Source organism: Rhizobacter sp. P2_G4 (assembly GCF_056403575.1).
Genome location: NZ_JBFUFG010000003.1, coordinates 106,843 through 122,090, shown reverse-complemented (window position 1 = coordinate 122,090; position 15,248 = coordinate 106,843). Strand labels below are relative to the sequence as shown.

Genomic DNA, 15,248 nt, shown 5'->3' with positions numbered 1-15,248 from the left:
GCAGCCCCGGCGCCGCTCAGGCGCTGGTTCTTGCCTCGGCTGCGACAGGCCGCTCACGCAACCATTTCTCGATGCACGACAGCAAGGCCGTGGGGTCGGCCGGTTTGACGAAGTGGTGGTCAAAGCCCGCCGCTTCGGCGTTGAGCCGGTCTTCCCGCTGGCCGTAACCCGTCAGCGCGACCAGCAAGGCATCGCGGCCGATCGGCGACTGGCGAAGCCGCTGCGCCACCTCGTAGCCATCGAGCACCGGCAGGCCGATGTCGAGCACGAAGACCTGGGGCGCAAACAGCTCCGACGCCACCAGCGCCTCGGCACCATCGGCGGCAGTGCGCACCTCGTGCCCGCCCAACTCCAGAAAGCTCGCCACGCTCTGTGCCGCGTCACGGTTGTCGTCGACGACCAGCACGCGGCATGCCGGCAGCGTCACTGAATCGAGTGCGGCCGGCGCCGAGTCACCGCTCGACACGAGGCCGACGCAGGGCAGCCGCAGCGTGAACTCCGAGCCCCGGCCGACGCCTTCGCTGGCGGCTTCGAGGCGGCCACCGTGCATCTCGGCCAGGCGACGCGCGAGCGTCAGGCCCACACCGAGGCCGCCTTGCGCGCGGTCGAGCCCACGCGTGCCCTGGGTGAAGAGGTCGAAGATGCGCGGCAGCAGTTGCGCATCGATGCCCATGCCGTGGTCGCGTATGCGGATCACCGCGCCCTGCCCGTCGAAGCTTGCGTGCAGCTCGATCGAGGTGCCGCGCTCGCTGTACTTCGATGCGTTGTTCAGCAGGTTGGAGACGATCTGTGCCAGCCGCGCGAAGTCGCCTTGCAGGTACATCGGCTCCGACAGCGGCACCACACGCAAGGTCTGGTCGCGCGCGTCCATGAGGGGCTGCGCCGTTTCCACGCTTTGGCTGATCACCGCGTTGAGGTCGACCTTTTCGCGCGCCAGCACGATCTTGCCCTGGCTGATGCGCGCCACGTCGAGCAGCTCGTCGATCAGCCGCGTCATCTGCCGCACCTGCCGCACCATGATGTCCGACGCCCGCTCGAGCTTGGGGTCGGGCGGCGCGATGCGGCGGATGACTTCGAGTGCGGTGCGAATCGGTGCGAGCGGGTTGCGCAGCTCGTGCGAGAGCATGGCGAGGAATTCGTCCTTGCGGCGGCCGGCCTCCTGCAGCTCTGTCTCGGCCGCGCGGCGTTCGACGATCTCGCTCTGCAAGCTGCCGTAGAGCGTCGCGTTCTCGAGCGCCGACGCGGCGCGAGCCGCCAGGTCGTCGAGCACGCGCCAGTCGACCGGGTGGTTCAGCGTGTCGGTGGCAACGAACATCGCACCGAGCAGACGGTCGCCATTGAGCAGTGGCAAGGCGGCCGCGGCGCGCATCGGGCTCGGCCAGTGCTCGGGCGCCAAGCCGAAGGCCATGGCATCGAGCGCCGGCAGCGTGGCCGCGTCAAGGTCGACGCGCGCCCTGCCCAGGGATGCATTGCTCAGCGCGTTGCGCACCACGTCGCCCAAGCGCGTGATCTGCATGCCCGTCAAGCCGTTTGAGCTGGCCACCAGCACGTCGCCCCGCGAGGCGCCTTCGTCGGTCATCACCACCGCCACAGAGGCCAGCTGGGGCACCAACAGCTTGGCAAGCTCCTGCATGGCCACGCCGGCCTGCAGCGAGCTGTTCAGCACATGGCTCGCGCCGGCCAGAAAGGCGGAGCGGCGGTCGCTGTCTTCGGCCGCCTTGCGGGCCGCCTCGGCAGCGACGATCGCGGCGCGGGCATCGGCCTGCCGCCTGATCTGGCGCTGCAGCGCAAACAGCCGCACGAACACCCGCACCTTGCTGCGCAAGATGTGCGGCACCACCGGCGACTGGATGTAGTCGACGGCGCCCAGCGCATAGCCGCGCTCGGTCTGCATCTCGTCGGCGTACGAGGTGATGAAGATGATTGGCGTGTCGACCGCCCGCTTGTACTGGCGGATCATTGCCGCCGTCTCGAAGCCGTCGATGTCGGGCATGTTGACGTCGAGCAGAATCACCGCGAACTCGCGGTGCAGCACCTCGCGCAGCGCCTCGCGGCCGGACCGCACAAACACCAGGTCCTGGTTCAGCTCTTCGAGCACGGTGCCGAAGACGAGCAGCTTCTCCGGCAGGTCGTCGACGATGAGGATGCTGACGCGGTCTTCGGTGTCGCGCGCCAACGCGTCGCCCAGCCGTCTGGCGGGGGCGTCCCCCAACGAGCCTGGACCCGAAAGGTCGTTCATTTGGACAACCAGCCGCGCATCACCACCAGCAGGTATGCCGTGTCGACGGGCTTGGAGAGATAGTCCCAGGCCCCGGCGTCGATGCACTTCTCGCGGTCACCCTTCATGGCCTTGGCCGTCACCGCAATCAGCGGCAGCTCCTTGCCGCGTGGCAGCTTGCGCATCTGCCGCATGGTCTCCATGCCATCCATCTCCGGCATCATGATGTCCATCAGCACGATGTCGATGGCAGGGTCGGTCTCGACGAGGCGGATCGCATCGCGGCCGTTCTCTGCCGAGACGATCACCATGCCATGGCCGTCGAGCACGGTGGCCAGCGCGAAGATGTTGCGCATGTCGTCGTCGACGATCAGCACTTTCTTGCCTTCGAGCGAGCGGTCGGTTTCATAGAGCGCGATGGCCGAGCGGCGTTCCTGCTCAGACATCGTCGCCTCACCGCGGTGCAGGAAGAAGGCGGTGGCATCGAGCATGCGCTCCAGCGTGTCGGCCCGGCGCAGAGCAAACGCGCTGTGGCCACGCTCCCAGGCCGTGGCAGCCTTGGCGGTTGCCGCAGCCAGCACGATGGGCATCTGCCGCGCCAGCGGGCGCGATTCCAGCGCCTCGATCACGTCTTCGGGGCCGAAGTCGGGCACGCTGCCGTCGGTCAACAGGCAGTCGACACCGCCGCCGCTCAGTTGCGCCCGTGCGGCCGAGCCCGATTCAGCCAGCACGATCTCGGTACTGGCGTCGAACGCGGCCAGCAGGCCGTCTCGCAACGGCGTGGGCGACATCATCACCAGCAGCCGCTTCTTGCTGCGGTCGGCGAACTCATACAGGTGGCCCAGCGCCTCTTCGACCACGTCGGCCGACTGCAGCGGTTTGGTGAGGAAGCCCACCGCGCCCGACTGCAAGGCACGTTCGCGCGAGTCGTCGGTCGAAACCACGCAGATCGGGATGTGCCGCGTCGCCAGGTCGGACTTGAGGCGATCGAGGATGCGCCAGCCTTCCATGTCGGGCAAAAAGATGTCGAGCGTGATGACCGCGGGCTGGAAGTCGCGCGTCATCGCCAACGCGCCGGCGCCACTCGTGCTGACCAGCCCCTTGAAGCCGACACGGCGTGCCGCCTGCAGCAGCACGCCGGCAAAGGCCAGGTCGTTCTCGACGATCAGAACCACCTTGTCGCCGAGCAGGATGTCGCCCCGGTCGTCATCGGCCACGTTGGCAGCGAGCAGGCCTTCCATTTCCTGCAGGTCGGACGCCACCTCCTGCGGGCCGATGTGCACCCGCTCCACGTGCTCGGGCGGCGCGATGCGCAAGCGCTCGGCCGGCGGCGCCAGGTCCACCGTGGCAGCAGCGGCGCGGCCATGACGGCCACTGCGGATGGGGCTGTAGCTTTGCGGCAGGTAGAGCGTGAAGGTGCTCCCCCGCGCCGGTGCGCTCACCAGCTTGATTTCGCCGCCCAGCAGGCGCGCGAGTTCGCGGCTGATGGCCAGGCCGAGGCCGGTGCCGCCGTACTTGCGCGAGGTCGAGCCGTCGGCCTGCTGGAAGGCCTCGAAGATGATCTGCTGCTTGTCGGGCGAGATGCCGATGCCGGTGTCGGACACCGAGAACGCAATCACCTGGCTGGCGCGGGTGAGATCTTCGTTGTCACGCGACCAGCCGCCGTCGACCACGTCGACCGCCAGGCACACCGAGCCCTGGTGCGTGAACTTGAAGGCGTTGGAGAGCAGGTTCTTGATGATCTGCTGCAGGCGCTTGACGTCGGTGACGATGGTCTTGGGCAGCGGCGCCACACGCGAGTTCTTGGCGGTGATCTCGAAGTCCACGTGCTTGGATTCGGCCACGTGGCGGAAGCTGCGGTCCACCGAGCGCTGCAGGTCTTCGAGCCGCAGCTCGCTGACGTCGACGGCCACCGTGCCCGACTCGATCTTCGACAAGTCGAGAATGTCGTTGATCAGCATCAGCAGGTCGTTGCCGGACAGGTGAATGGTCTTCGCGAACTCGACTTGCTTGGGCGTCAGGTTGCCTTCGCTGTTCTTGCACAACTGGTCGGACAGGATCAGCAGGCTGTTGAGCGGCGTGCGCAACTCGTGCGACATGTTGGCCAGGAACTCCGACTTGTACTTGGAGGTCAGCGCCAGCTGCTCGGCCTTTTCTTCCAGCGCTTGGCGGGCCTGCTCCACTTCCTGGTTCTTGCGTTCGACCTCCTGGTTCTGGTGCACCAGCAGGCGCGCCTTCTCCTGCAGCTCTTCGTTGGTCTGCTGCAGTTCCTGCTGGCGGCTCTGCAGCTCCTCGGCCAGCGACTGCGACTGCGTCAGCAGGTCTTCAGTGCGCATGTTGGCGCTGATGGTGTTGATCACGATGCCGATTGACTCGGTCAGCTGATCGAGGAAGGCCTGGTGCGCCGGGTTGAAGCGCTCGAGCGAGGCCAGCTCCAGCACGCCGCGCACCTCGCCTTCGAACACGATGGGCAGCACCAGGATGTCGAGCGCTGCACCTTCAGAGAGGCCGGTCGCCACGCGGAAGGCACTGGTCGGCACGTTGGTCAGCAGGATCTTCTGCTTCTCGATGGCGCACTGGCCGACCAGGCCCTGCCCCAGCTCGACTTCCTTGCCGTGCGTGGCCTGCCCGCCCGAGGCGTAGCTGCCGAAGAGCCTGAGCTTGGGCACGCCGGCCCCATGGCTCAGCACGTAGAACTCGGCCTGCTGCGCGCCCACCACCGGCGCCAGCTCGGAGAGGATCAGCTGGCCCACGGTGAGCAGGTCTTTCTGGCCCTGCAGCATGCGGCTGAACTTCGCAAGGTTGGTTTTCAGCCAGTCCTGCTCGGTGTTCTTCTGCGTGGTGTCCTTCAGGTTGCGGATCATCTCGTTGATGGTGTCTTTGAGCGCGGCCACCTCGCCTTGCGCCTTCACCGTGATGGACCGCGTCAGGTCGCCCTGGGTCACTGCAGTGGCCACCTCCGCAATGGCGCGCACCTGCGTCGTGAGGTTGGCCGCGAGCTGGTTCACGTTCTCGGTGAGGCCCTTCCAGGTGCCGGCTGCGCCGGGCACCTTGGCCTGGCCGCCGAGCTTGCCTTCCACGCCCACCTCGCGCGCCACAGTGGTCACCTGGTCGGCAAAGGTGGCGAGCGTGTCGGTCATGCTGTTGATGGTCTCGGCCAGCGCCGCGATCTCGCCCTTGGCTTCCACGGTCAGCTTCTGCTGCAGGTCACCGTTGGCCACAGCCGTCACCACCTTCGCAATGCCGCGTACCTGGCCGGTCAGGTTGCCGGCCATGAAGTTCACGTTGTCGGTCAAATCCTTCCAGGTGCCGGACACATCGCGCACTTGCGCTTGGCCGCCCAGCCGCCCTTCGGTGCCCACCTCGCGCGCCACGCGCGTCACTTCGGCGGCGAATGACGAGAGCTGGTCCACCATGGTGTTGATCGTGGCCTTGAGTTCGAGAATCTCACCCTTCACGTCCACCGTGATCTTCTTGGACAGGTCGCCCGCCGCCACGGCCTTCGTCACGTCGGCGATGTTGCGCACCTGGCTCGTGAGGTTCGACGCCATCAGGTTCACCGAGTCGGTCAAATCCTTCCAGGTGCCGGCCACGCCTTGCACTTCGGCCTGGCCGCCGAGCTTGCCTTCAGTGCCCACCTCTCGCGCCACGCGGGTCACTTCGGCCGCGAAGCTTCGCAGCTGGTCCACCAGCGTGTTGACGGTGCTCTTCAGTTCGAGAATTTCGCCCTTGCCGTCGACCGTGATCTTCTTGGACAGGTCGCCTGCCGCCACGGCCTTCGTCACGTCGGCGATGTTGCGCACTTGAGAAGTCAGATTGCCGGCCATGAAGTTCACCGACTCGGTCAGGTCCTTCCAGGTGCCGGCCACGCCTTGCACGTCGGCCTGGCCACCCAGGATGCCTTCGGTGCCCACTTCGCGGGCCACGCGGGTCACTTCGGCAGCAAAGCTTCGCAGCTGGTCCACCAGCGTGTTGACGGTGCTCTTCAGTTCAAGAATTTCGCCCTTGCCGTCCACCGTGATCTTCTTGGACAGGTCACCGGCCGCCACGGCCTTCGTCACGTCGGCGATGTTGCGCACCTGGCCGGTGAGGTTGGATGCCATTGAGTTCACCGACTCGGTCAGGTCCTTCCAGGTACCGGCTACGCCTTGCACGTCGGCCTGGCCACCCAGCTTGCCCTCGGTGCCCACCTCTCGCGCCACGCGGGTCACTTCGGCCGCGAACGAAGAGAGCTGGTCCACCATGGTGTTGATGGTGTTCTTGAGCTCGGAGATTTCGCCCTTCACGTCCACCGTGATCTTCTTGGACAGGTCGCCCGCCGCCACGGCGGTCGTCACCTCGGCGATGTTGCGCACTTGCGAGGTCAGGTTACCGGCCATGAAGTTGACCGACTCGGTCAGGTCCTTCCAGGTGCCGGCCACGCCCTGCACGTCGGCCTGGCCGCCGAGCTTGCCTTCGGTGCCCACCTCTCGCGCCACGCGCGTCACCTCGGCTGCGAAGCTTCGCAGCTGGTCCACCATGGTATTGATCGTCGCCTTGAGTTCGAGAATCTCGCCCTTCACATCCACGGTGATCTTCTTGGACAGGTCGCCCGCCGCCACGGCCTTGGTCACATCGGCGATGTTGCGCACCTGGCTCGTCAGGTTGCCGGCCATGGAGTTCACTGAATCGGTCAGGTCCTTCCAGGTGCCCGACACGCCCTTCACCTCGGCCTGCCCGCCCAGCCGGCCTTCGGTGCCGACCTCTCGCGCCACGCGGGTCACTTCGGCCGCGAAGGACGAGAGCTGATCCACCATGGTATTGATCGTCGCCTTGAGTTCGAGAATCTCGCCCTTCACGTCCACCGTGATCTTCTCGGACAGGTTGCCCGCCGCCACCGCCTTCGTCACGTCGGCGATGTTGCGTACCTGAGAGGTCAGGTTCGACGCCATCGAGTTCACCGAGTCGGTCAAGTCCTTCCAGGTACCGGCCACGCCCTGCACGTCGGCTTGGCCGCCAAGCTTGCCTTCGGTGCCCACCTCTCGCGCCACGCGCGTCACCTCGGCCGCGAAGCTTCGCAGCTGGTCCACCATGGTGTTGATGGTGTTCTTGAGCTCAGAGATTTCGCCCTTCACGTCCACCGTGATCTTCTTGGACAGGTCACCGGCTGCCACCGCGGTCGTCACCTCGGCGATGTTGCGCACCTGAGAGGTCAGGTTGCCGGCCATGAAGTTGACCGACTCGGTCAGGTCCTTCCACGTGCCGGCCACGCCCTGCACGTCGGCCTGGCCGCCGAGCTTGCCTTCGGTGCCCACCTCTCGCGCCACACGCGTCACTTCGGCGGCAAAGCTTCGCAGCTGGTCCACCATGGTGTTGACGGTGTTCTTCAGTTCGAGGATCTCGCCCTTCACGTCCACCGTGATCTTCTTGGACAGGTCGCCTGCCGCCACCGCCTTCGTCACGTCAGCGATGTTCCGCACCTGCGAAGTCAGGTTGCCGGCCATCGAGTTCACCGAGTCTGTCAAGTCCTTCCACGTGCCCGACACACCTTCTACCCGCGCCTGGCCGCCCAAGGAACCTTCCGTCCCCACTTCCCGCGCCACCCGTGTCACTTCAGACGCGAACGATCGCAGCTGGTCCACCATCGTGTTGATGGTGTTCTTGAGCGTGAGGAACTCGCCCTTCACGTCCACGTCGATCTTCTTGGAGAGGTCGCCCTTGGCCACCGCGGTTGTCACGTCGGCGATGTTGCGCACCTGGTCGGTCAGGTTGCCGGCCATCGAGTTCACCGAGTCGGTCAGGTCCTTCCAGGTGCCGGCCACGCCCTTCACCTTTGCTTGGCCGCCCAGCTTGCCCTCGGTGCCCACTTCGCGTGCCACGCGCGTCACTTCGGCCGAGAAGTTGCCGAGCTGCTCCACCATCTTGTTGATCGTCTTGGCAGTGCGCAAAAACTCGCCTTCGAGCTCGCGGCCTTCGACCTCCAGCGCCATGCTCTTGCTCAGGTCGCCTTGTGCCACCGCGCCGATCACGCGCGCCACCTCGCTCGTCGGGTGAACCAGGTCGTCGATCAAGGCATTGATGGAGTTGATCGACGCGCCCCAGAAGCCGCGCGTCTCGTTCAGCGTCGCCCGTTGCTTGAGCTTGCCTTCCTTGCCGACCACCTGGCGCAGGCGGCCGAGCTCGTCGGCCATGGCCGCGTTCTGTTCCACCAGGTCGTTGAAGACATCGGCCACCTTGCCCGGCAAACCCTCCCAGTGAACCGGGAGCCTGACACTTGCGTCACCTCGGCGAAGCTGGGTCAGCGCGGCCAGCAGAGTGACGGCCATCTCGCGCTCGGGTACGGCAATTGCCGCGTCTTCTATGACTCTCATGGGCGGGCTTTCCTCAAAACTTGCCGCACGGGGCTGGGCAAGCGGCTTGGCGTGAAGCGAGCACAGGATCAGACCTGCACCCGAAATTTATGCCTCATAAGCGTAGGCTGACGCGGACTCACGGCTTTGAAGGACGACCGCGCCAGATGGTGTAGGACAGCGCCTACATTCAGACACGTTTACCTGCCAAGGGCTGTGTGACGTCGCTGCGCCCGCTCACCCTCGGGAGTCGACGGGCAGCCGCGTCGGCGTAGACTTTTCGCCGTGTCCCCCGCTGGAGATTCTTTTGCCCCCCGTCACCATTCTGTATGTCGAAGACAGCGACGATCTGCGCGAGACCATCGGCATGCTGATGGAGGCCCCTGACCGGGACATCACCACCTGTGCCACCGCGGAAGAAGCACTGGCTGTGTTTGCCGAACGAGAGTTCGACGTGCTGATCACCGATGTGAGCCTGCCCGGCATGTCGGGAACCGACATGACCCGCAAGCTGCTGGCGACCCGCCCCAACCAGTGGGTGGTGCTGTGCTCGGGCTACCCATTCGGAGACGCGGTCAGCCAGTTCGGCCCCAACGTCCGCTCGCTGCTCAAGCCCTTCGAACCCGAAGACCTCGAAGCCCTGCTCGTCGACATCACCAGCAAGGTCCGCGACGCCGTGAACTGACGGCCTCAGAGCTCGAGGGTTTTTCGTGCGTGCCCGAGCAGCGCGTCAAAAGGCGCCGGATCTAGGCGCAAAGCACAGCCATAGCTCTGGCTATGGCGAGCATTTGCAACGACGAGCCGGCGTCTTTTGACGTGATGAGCGGGCATGAGCGAAGACTCTCAGGTTCTTAGCCGGCGGTGTGCGTGGCGTGAGGCTCCGCCTCCACCGGCAGGCCTTCTTCGTCAATGGAGTGCAGTTCCTTCACCGGGCCGGCAGTCTTGGCACGTTCCGACAGCCTCAGGTAGAAGTTCGCCACCTCGCGCAGGTCTTGCTCGTCGAGGTCTTCAATGCCGATCATGCGGTTGCTGGCCTCGCGGTTTGCCGCGAGCAGTTCGTTGAGCTTCAGATGGACGGCCACGCTGTCCTTGTTCTGGCTCTGCTGGATCAGGAAAACCATCAGGAAGGTGACGATCGTGGTGCCCGTGTTGATCACCAGCTGCCAGTTCTCGGAGAAGTGAAACAGCGGCCCCACCGCCGCCCAGGCCGCCACGGTCAGCAAGGCCACGCAGAAGGCCGTTGGCGAACCGGCCCAGCGGGTCACGCCGGAGGCGAATCGATCGAACGCAGTGAGCAGCGGCGAATGCGTGGCGGCGTACGAGACGCTGCTCGTGGAAGGCATCGAGCCGAGCGGCTCGTCGTCAGCGAGTTCGGTGCCTTTCAGCGTCTGCTGCCGCCGGGCGCGCCGGGCAGCGCCGTTCGGCGGATGATGCTTCACTGCCGCAGCGGCTGCACCACCGGTGAAGCCGGCCTGGAGACCGAGAAGCCCGCACGCGGCGGGGCGGAGAACAAGCCCTCGGTGCCGTCGACCTGGTGTTCATCGGCGTTCACCAGCATGGCCTGCTTGGGGTCGAACAGCGCGGGGTCTTCCACTGCCAACAAGACACCGGCACTCAGCGCAGCGAATGCGGTCACGCCGACGATGAAGTTAGGGGTGGTTTTCATGGTGTCTGGCGGATGGTTACTTGAAGTTGGTCTGTCGAAAGCCGATGTGTGAAGAGTACGAAGCGGCGCGCTCGGCGAACAGGCCCCTTTCATGAGAAACGGACAAGTCCTACACCGGCGAGGCGTTCCGGCTGACTACCGCAAGATGGACCCGTCGGCCTTCAGCATGACGAGTTCGACGAACGTCACGCCGGTGCGGATGCCCTTGCCGTAACGCACGAAGAAGCCGCCCAGGTCGTGGTCTGTCATGGACTCGAGGGCCGACAGGAACCGATCACGCGTCAGCCTGGCGCCCGTGCGCTTGAGTCCTTCGACGAGGACCTTCGCCTCGATGAAGCCTTCCAGGCCGAAGTACGAGGCTTCCACGCCCGGCTTGTGAAGTGACATCAGCCGCCGGTATTCATTGGCCAAGGCCGATGCCGCGGTGAACGGTGACGGCAAGGCCTGCGCAAGCACGATGCCGGCCGCGAGCGGCCCGAGTTCAGTGTGCAGATCGTCGATGCGGATGGGAGACAGGCCCATCATGACTGCCTTGCCCCGGAGCCTGATGTACTCGCGTGCGACCGCTGCGAATGCCTTGGGCAGGACCGACACCAGGATGGTCTCCGGCTGGACATCGATCAAGCGTTTCGCGATGAGCTTCGGATCGTCCGAGCTGATGCTGAAGCTGATCTCTGGCGCCTCGAGGCCGGCTTGCTTCAACGCGGTTTTGTAGGCCGCCGCGCCAGCCGGGCCGAAGGATTCCTTGCACGACAGAACGACGAAGCGTTTCGCGCCGATCATGGCCTGGTGCTTCACCGAAGCAACCGCCTCGGTGAATGCAGACGCGCGAACCGGAAACACATATTTGCGGATCGGCCGCCGCGCGTCGTCGGCAACGTCATTGGCGCCGACGAGTGGAACACCCGCGCCATCGGCGATCCTGACGACGGTCGGGAGGGTCGGCGTTCCGAACGCGCCCATCAAGGCGAAGACCTTGTCGGTCTCGATCAGCGCCTTCAGTTCCACCTCGGCCCGTTCGGCGCTGTAGCCATCGTCGCGGTCCTTGACAACGATGTGCCGGCCCGCGACGCCGCCTTTCGCATTCACTTCGGCAATGTAGGCATCGGCACCATCGGCATGCTGGCGCGCCATCGCACCGAAGAGCTTGGAACTTTGCGGCGAGAGCCGCCCCACCGTCACTGTTGAACGCGTCACCCCGTTCTCGTCGACGGACTGCGCATGCGCTGCGATCGGCAACAACAAAGGAGACAGGAAGACGGCTCGGCGTCGAGATGAAATACGCATCCGACGATGCTAGAAAGCCAGCCGCCTCCCGTCTTGCTCGAACCCTGATGGGCTGATGACGGATTGCTCCTCTTTCAAAGACGCACGCCGTTCTGTTGACAATTCACGGACGTAATTCGCAGCCTCGTCCGGCGCGGCGTTCATCCAGCGTGAACAGCCCCCAGCGAGGTCACGATCTGCGCAAAGGTGGGCCGGAGTTCGGTCCAGGCCTCTGGTGCCAGGCGTTCGGGGTGGCGCATCACGCCGTTGTGCCGCAGTTCGGCGAGCGCACCGCGTGACGCGAAGACGATGGCGTTGCCCTCGCGCTTGACGTTGACCGTCAGCACGCTGAAGTCGAAGCTGCGCTCGATGCGGCCGACGAACAGCCGGTAGTCCGGGTGCTCGGTGTGCAGGTTCACGGCCAGGATGCCCTGGGGCGCGAGCATCTGGAAACAGTCGTCGTAAAAGGCCTGCGTGCCCAGGCCGTCGGGCATGCCGGCGTCGTCGAAGCCGTCGACCAGCAGCACGTCGAAGCGCTGCTCGGTTTGCGCGGCGAACTGAACGCCATCGGCCTCGACCACGCGAAAGCGCCGGTCGTCGGGCGGTACCTTGAACTGGTCTCGCAGGGCAATCACATGCGGGTTGATCTCGACCACGGTGATGCGGGTTTCGGGCAAGTGGCGATAGCAGAACTTGGCGAGCGAGCCGCCGCCCAGGCCAATCATCGCAATCGACTGCGGCCGGCTGTTGAATAGCAGGAAGCCCATCATGGCCCGCGTGTATTCCACGTCGAGCGCATCAGGGTTCTGCAGGCGCATGCGGCTTTGCAGCTCGCAGAGCGAAAAGTGCAGCGAGCGGGTCTTGTCGTCCTCGTGGACGAAGGGCTTGGCGTGCGCGAAGGGTGATGACATGCGGCGTGGACCCCAAGGTGCGGGAGGAGGCGTTGGCCTCACATCATGTCATCGCGGGGCTTTCCCCCGCACCCTTCCCTTCTTTCCTGGCCGTTTCGGCGCGACCTTCAGGCGGCGGCTAGTGCCGCGATCTCTGCGTTGCTGAGCGCGCCGTTGTAGATGCGCAGGTCTTGCATCCGCCCATTGAAACTCGGGTCGCTGCCGTACTGCGAACGGCCGAGCCATGCGTTGGGCGTGTCGCCGAGCTGGAACGGCGTCACGACGATGCCGCTGCCCTCGCCGACCTGGACGCCGTCCATATAGAGCTTGCCCACGTCGCCCGCCAGCTTGACCGCAACGTGCACCCAGCGCCCGGTGGGCAGCGCGCTGGTCGCGACGATGTTCTGCTCGCCGAAGTAGTGGCTGCGCGTGGCCGTGAAACGCAGCTTGCCGCTGGCGTCTCGCGGGATCAGCGCCATGTAGGCGATGTCGCTGGTGCCGAAGTCGAAGATGCGCGTGTTGTTGACGGCGGCGTTCCAGTAGACCCAGACGGCCACGGTGAAGTCGGAGGTCTGGGCCAGCACGTCCGCCGGCAAGGCCACGTGCGCGCCCTTGCCGTCGAGCGACAAAGCGTTGCCGCTCTTGCGGCCGGCTCCCCAGCCGGCGGTGCCGACCAGCTTGCCGCTCTTGGCACGGCCCGCCGTGTCGCTGGCGGTGGTACCGCTTGCAGCGTTCAACGGCAGCAGCGCCAGAAGCTCGGGCGCGGTCGCGGCACGCACGACGCTCGATGGCTGGCTCTCGCCGGCATCACCGACCGATGTGACGCTGTAGTACCAGACGCCCTTGGCAGGCGCGTCGGTGTGGGTGCGCGGGTCGGTCGCGCTTGCGATGGTGGCGAACGGGCCGTTGGCCGAGCTGGCGCGCTTGACGTTGTAGCTCTTTGCCCGCGCACTACCCCACCACGACAGGACCACCTGGCCGTTGACCACGTTGGCGAAAACGCCGCTCGGTGCAATCAAGCTGGCATAACCGTCACGGCTGTAGGGCAGCGTGCCGAAGCCCGGCTCATCGCCGACCCAGTCGAGCTTCTCGGGGCGCAGCGAAGCGGCGATCGTCGACATGTACGGGGCCGACAGGCCCTTGCGGTTGACGTAGTGGTTGTACGCCGCTTCCCACGCATAGCGGCCGTTCGGGCCGTCGGTGGCCACGGTGGTGAAGGTGCCCTTGTTGGTGGTGTACGGCGTGAACGGCAGCGTGTAGCGCTGGCCGGCGGCGTCGTTGAGGTTGGCCTTGGCCACGTATTCGGCGCCCGCCAGCAGGCGGTTGTTCCACAGGCCGTACAGGTCGTCGCCCTGGTTCCAGGCCATCTCGCTCAGCATGCTGCCGAGAGAGATGCCGAGCGTGGTGTGGCCCATGTCGCGCGGGCTCTCCTGCCACTGGCCGAGGTGACCGGGGTGCACGTAGTGAACCATGTGCGGCAGCGAGCCGTTGCCGCGCCCCGTCTTGTAGTACGTCACCGCCTCGTTGTAGAGATCGCTGCGGTCGCAGAAGATGCCGATGGCGAGGATGCCGCAGATCGCCTGCAGGTCCCAGTTGGCCCAGAAGTTGGTGATCTTCGAGCCGGCGTGGTTGACCAGGAAGCCGCTGATCCACGGATAGAACAACTCCAGCAGCATCTTCTGGAAGCGCGCGAGGTCGGCAGCGGCCCAGCCGGTGTAGGTGCGCATGATCTCGCCGGCGTTGGCCCATTGGTAGCCGTACAGGCCGGCTGCGAGGATCTGGTCGTTGTTGCCGGTCAGCGTCTTCATCGTCGACGACCAGGCGTTGAGATAGGTCACTGCCGCGTCTGCATAGGCGGTGTCGCCAGAGACCTTCCAGCGCAGTGCGAACTGGTAGGCGCGCTGCATGTCTTCGACCATGGCGCGGTGGTTCTCGCCGGTGCCGCCCCGGATCACCGTCTCCAGCGGCGTGGGCGCCCTCCCGAGCTGGGCGCGGCCGCTCTTCGTGAGCGCATCCCACCCGCTGACCCAAGGCTGTTCGCCCTTGGCGAGCTTGTCGCGCATGCGGGTGAAATCGGCCTCGGTATGCAGCAGGCCGGGGTGGGTGAAGGTGCGGGTGGCCGTGGTGGCGGTCGTCGTCGTTGTGGTCGTTGTCGTAGCGGTCGCGGCCGTGGCGGACTCGGTCTCGCCAGCATCCGCGGCAACGCTTGAACCTCCGTCGTTGGAGCCGCCGCAGGCGGGCATGAAAGCAACCATGGGCACAGCCCCCAGGCTCAACAGCAGCCGACGCCGCAGCAGCATGTCGTCGGCCCCAGCGAGGTCTTGGGAGGGATGCTTTGCCATGGGTGTCTTCTTTCTGTGCGGGGTTCACGAGGCCGGTGATGGGCCGTCGGTTTCATAGCGCCGCAGTGTCATCGCGGCACCGACCCGAGTCATGACCAAACACTGACGGCGGCGTAACAGCGTGAACGCGCGTTTACGCCGCCGGTGGGCTTGCCCTTGGTGATTCAGGCCGGCGAATGCGCTCTGATGCGCRGTATCAGCGACGCTTGCGCTCAAAGCTGAGCTTGGATTCGCCGCTTCGTTCGCGGCCAAGCTTGCTTGCGGAAACGTCCCGTTGCGAAGCTGAACCTGCCTTGTCTTGAGGCCTGTGGACTTGGAGCGCACCTCGCCTCGTCAGCTGGCTGTGCGCAGGAGGCAGAGCCGGGTCAACTCGACTTGTTGCCGGGTTCGTTGAGTCGCGTATCGAAGACTGCGCTGCCGCAGTTCGGGCACTTCGGGATCTTGCCGCCCTTCTTGACGTGCACTTTCTCGTGGCATTTCTGGCAGCGGAAGTCGCCTGTCTTCTGCGCTTCCTCGCCGGCATGTGCGCTCATGGCT

The 15,248-nt window shown here is 65.6% G+C and carries 9 protein-coding genes; 1 reads left to right on the top strand and 8 read right to left on the bottom strand.

Going from position 1 to position 15,248, the window contains the following annotated elements:
- Nucleotides 1-16: 16 nt before the first annotated feature.
- Together AC1DYS_RS13425 and AC1DYS_RS13420 are read right to left on the bottom strand one after the other, a co-directional pair.
- Complete coding sequence (locus tag AC1DYS_RS13425; RefSeq protein ID WP_477899849.1) at nucleotides 17-2,239, bottom strand: ATP-binding response regulator; 2,223 nt, start codon at nucleotides 2,237-2,239, stop codon at nucleotides 17-19.
- Nucleotides 2,236-8,568: a HAMP domain-containing protein gene (locus AC1DYS_RS13420; protein WP_477899847.1), complete on the bottom strand. Its 6,333-nt coding sequence runs from the start codon at nucleotides 8,566-8,568 to the stop codon at nucleotides 2,236-2,238. Before AC1DYS_RS13420 ends, AC1DYS_RS13425 begins: the two co-directional genes overlap by 4 nt.
- 286 nt (nucleotides 8,569-8,854) lie before the next feature.
- Between AC1DYS_RS13420 and AC1DYS_RS13415 the strand changes: the two genes are divergently transcribed.
- Complete coding sequence (locus AC1DYS_RS13415; protein WP_477899845.1) at nucleotides 8,855-9,232, top strand: response regulator; 378 nt, start codon at nucleotides 8,855-8,857, stop codon at nucleotides 9,230-9,232.
- Nucleotides 9,233-9,398: 166 nt separating this feature from the next.
- On the opposite strand, the gene AC1DYS_RS13410 is transcribed toward AC1DYS_RS13415, so the two are convergent.
- The 6 genes from AC1DYS_RS13410 to AC1DYS_RS13385 form a co-directional block, all read right to left on the bottom strand.
- Entirely contained in the window at nucleotides 9,399-9,890 is a 492-nt protein-coding gene (locus AC1DYS_RS13410; protein WP_477900821.1) for a low affinity iron permease family protein, read from the bottom strand.
- Between the two features lie 92 nt (nucleotides 9,891-9,982).
- Nucleotides 9,983-10,213: a hypothetical protein gene (locus tag AC1DYS_RS13405; RefSeq protein WP_047495613.1), complete on the bottom strand. Its 231-nt coding sequence runs from the start codon at nucleotides 10,211-10,213 to the stop codon at nucleotides 9,983-9,985.
- A gap of 135 nt (nucleotides 10,214-10,348) precedes the next feature.
- Nucleotides 10,349-11,500 (bottom strand): ABC transporter substrate-binding protein, encoded by a 1,152-nt coding sequence (locus AC1DYS_RS13400; RefSeq protein ID WP_477899842.1) that lies wholly within the window; start codon nucleotides 11,498-11,500, stop codon nucleotides 10,349-10,351.
- Nucleotides 11,501-11,640: 140 nt separating this feature from the next.
- Nucleotides 11,641-12,390 (bottom strand): fused MFS/spermidine synthase, encoded by a 750-nt coding sequence (locus AC1DYS_RS13395; protein ID WP_477899840.1) that lies wholly within the window; start codon nucleotides 12,388-12,390, stop codon nucleotides 11,641-11,643.
- 107 nt (nucleotides 12,391-12,497) lie between these two features.
- Nucleotides 12,498-14,711 carry a LamG-like jellyroll fold domain-containing protein gene (locus AC1DYS_RS13390; RefSeq protein ID WP_477899838.1) on the bottom strand — a complete coding sequence of 738 codons (2,214 nt, stop codon included), beginning with the start codon at nucleotides 14,709-14,711 and terminating at the stop codon, nucleotides 12,498-12,500.
- A 365-nt stretch (nucleotides 14,712-15,076) separates the two neighbouring features.
- The gene (locus AC1DYS_RS13385) at nucleotides 15,077-15,244 is read right to left on the bottom strand and encodes a zinc ribbon-containing protein (protein ID WP_477899836.1); all 168 of its coding nucleotides are present in this window, start codon (nucleotides 15,242-15,244) and stop codon (nucleotides 15,077-15,079) included.
- Nucleotides 15,245-15,248 lie beyond the last annotated feature (4 nt).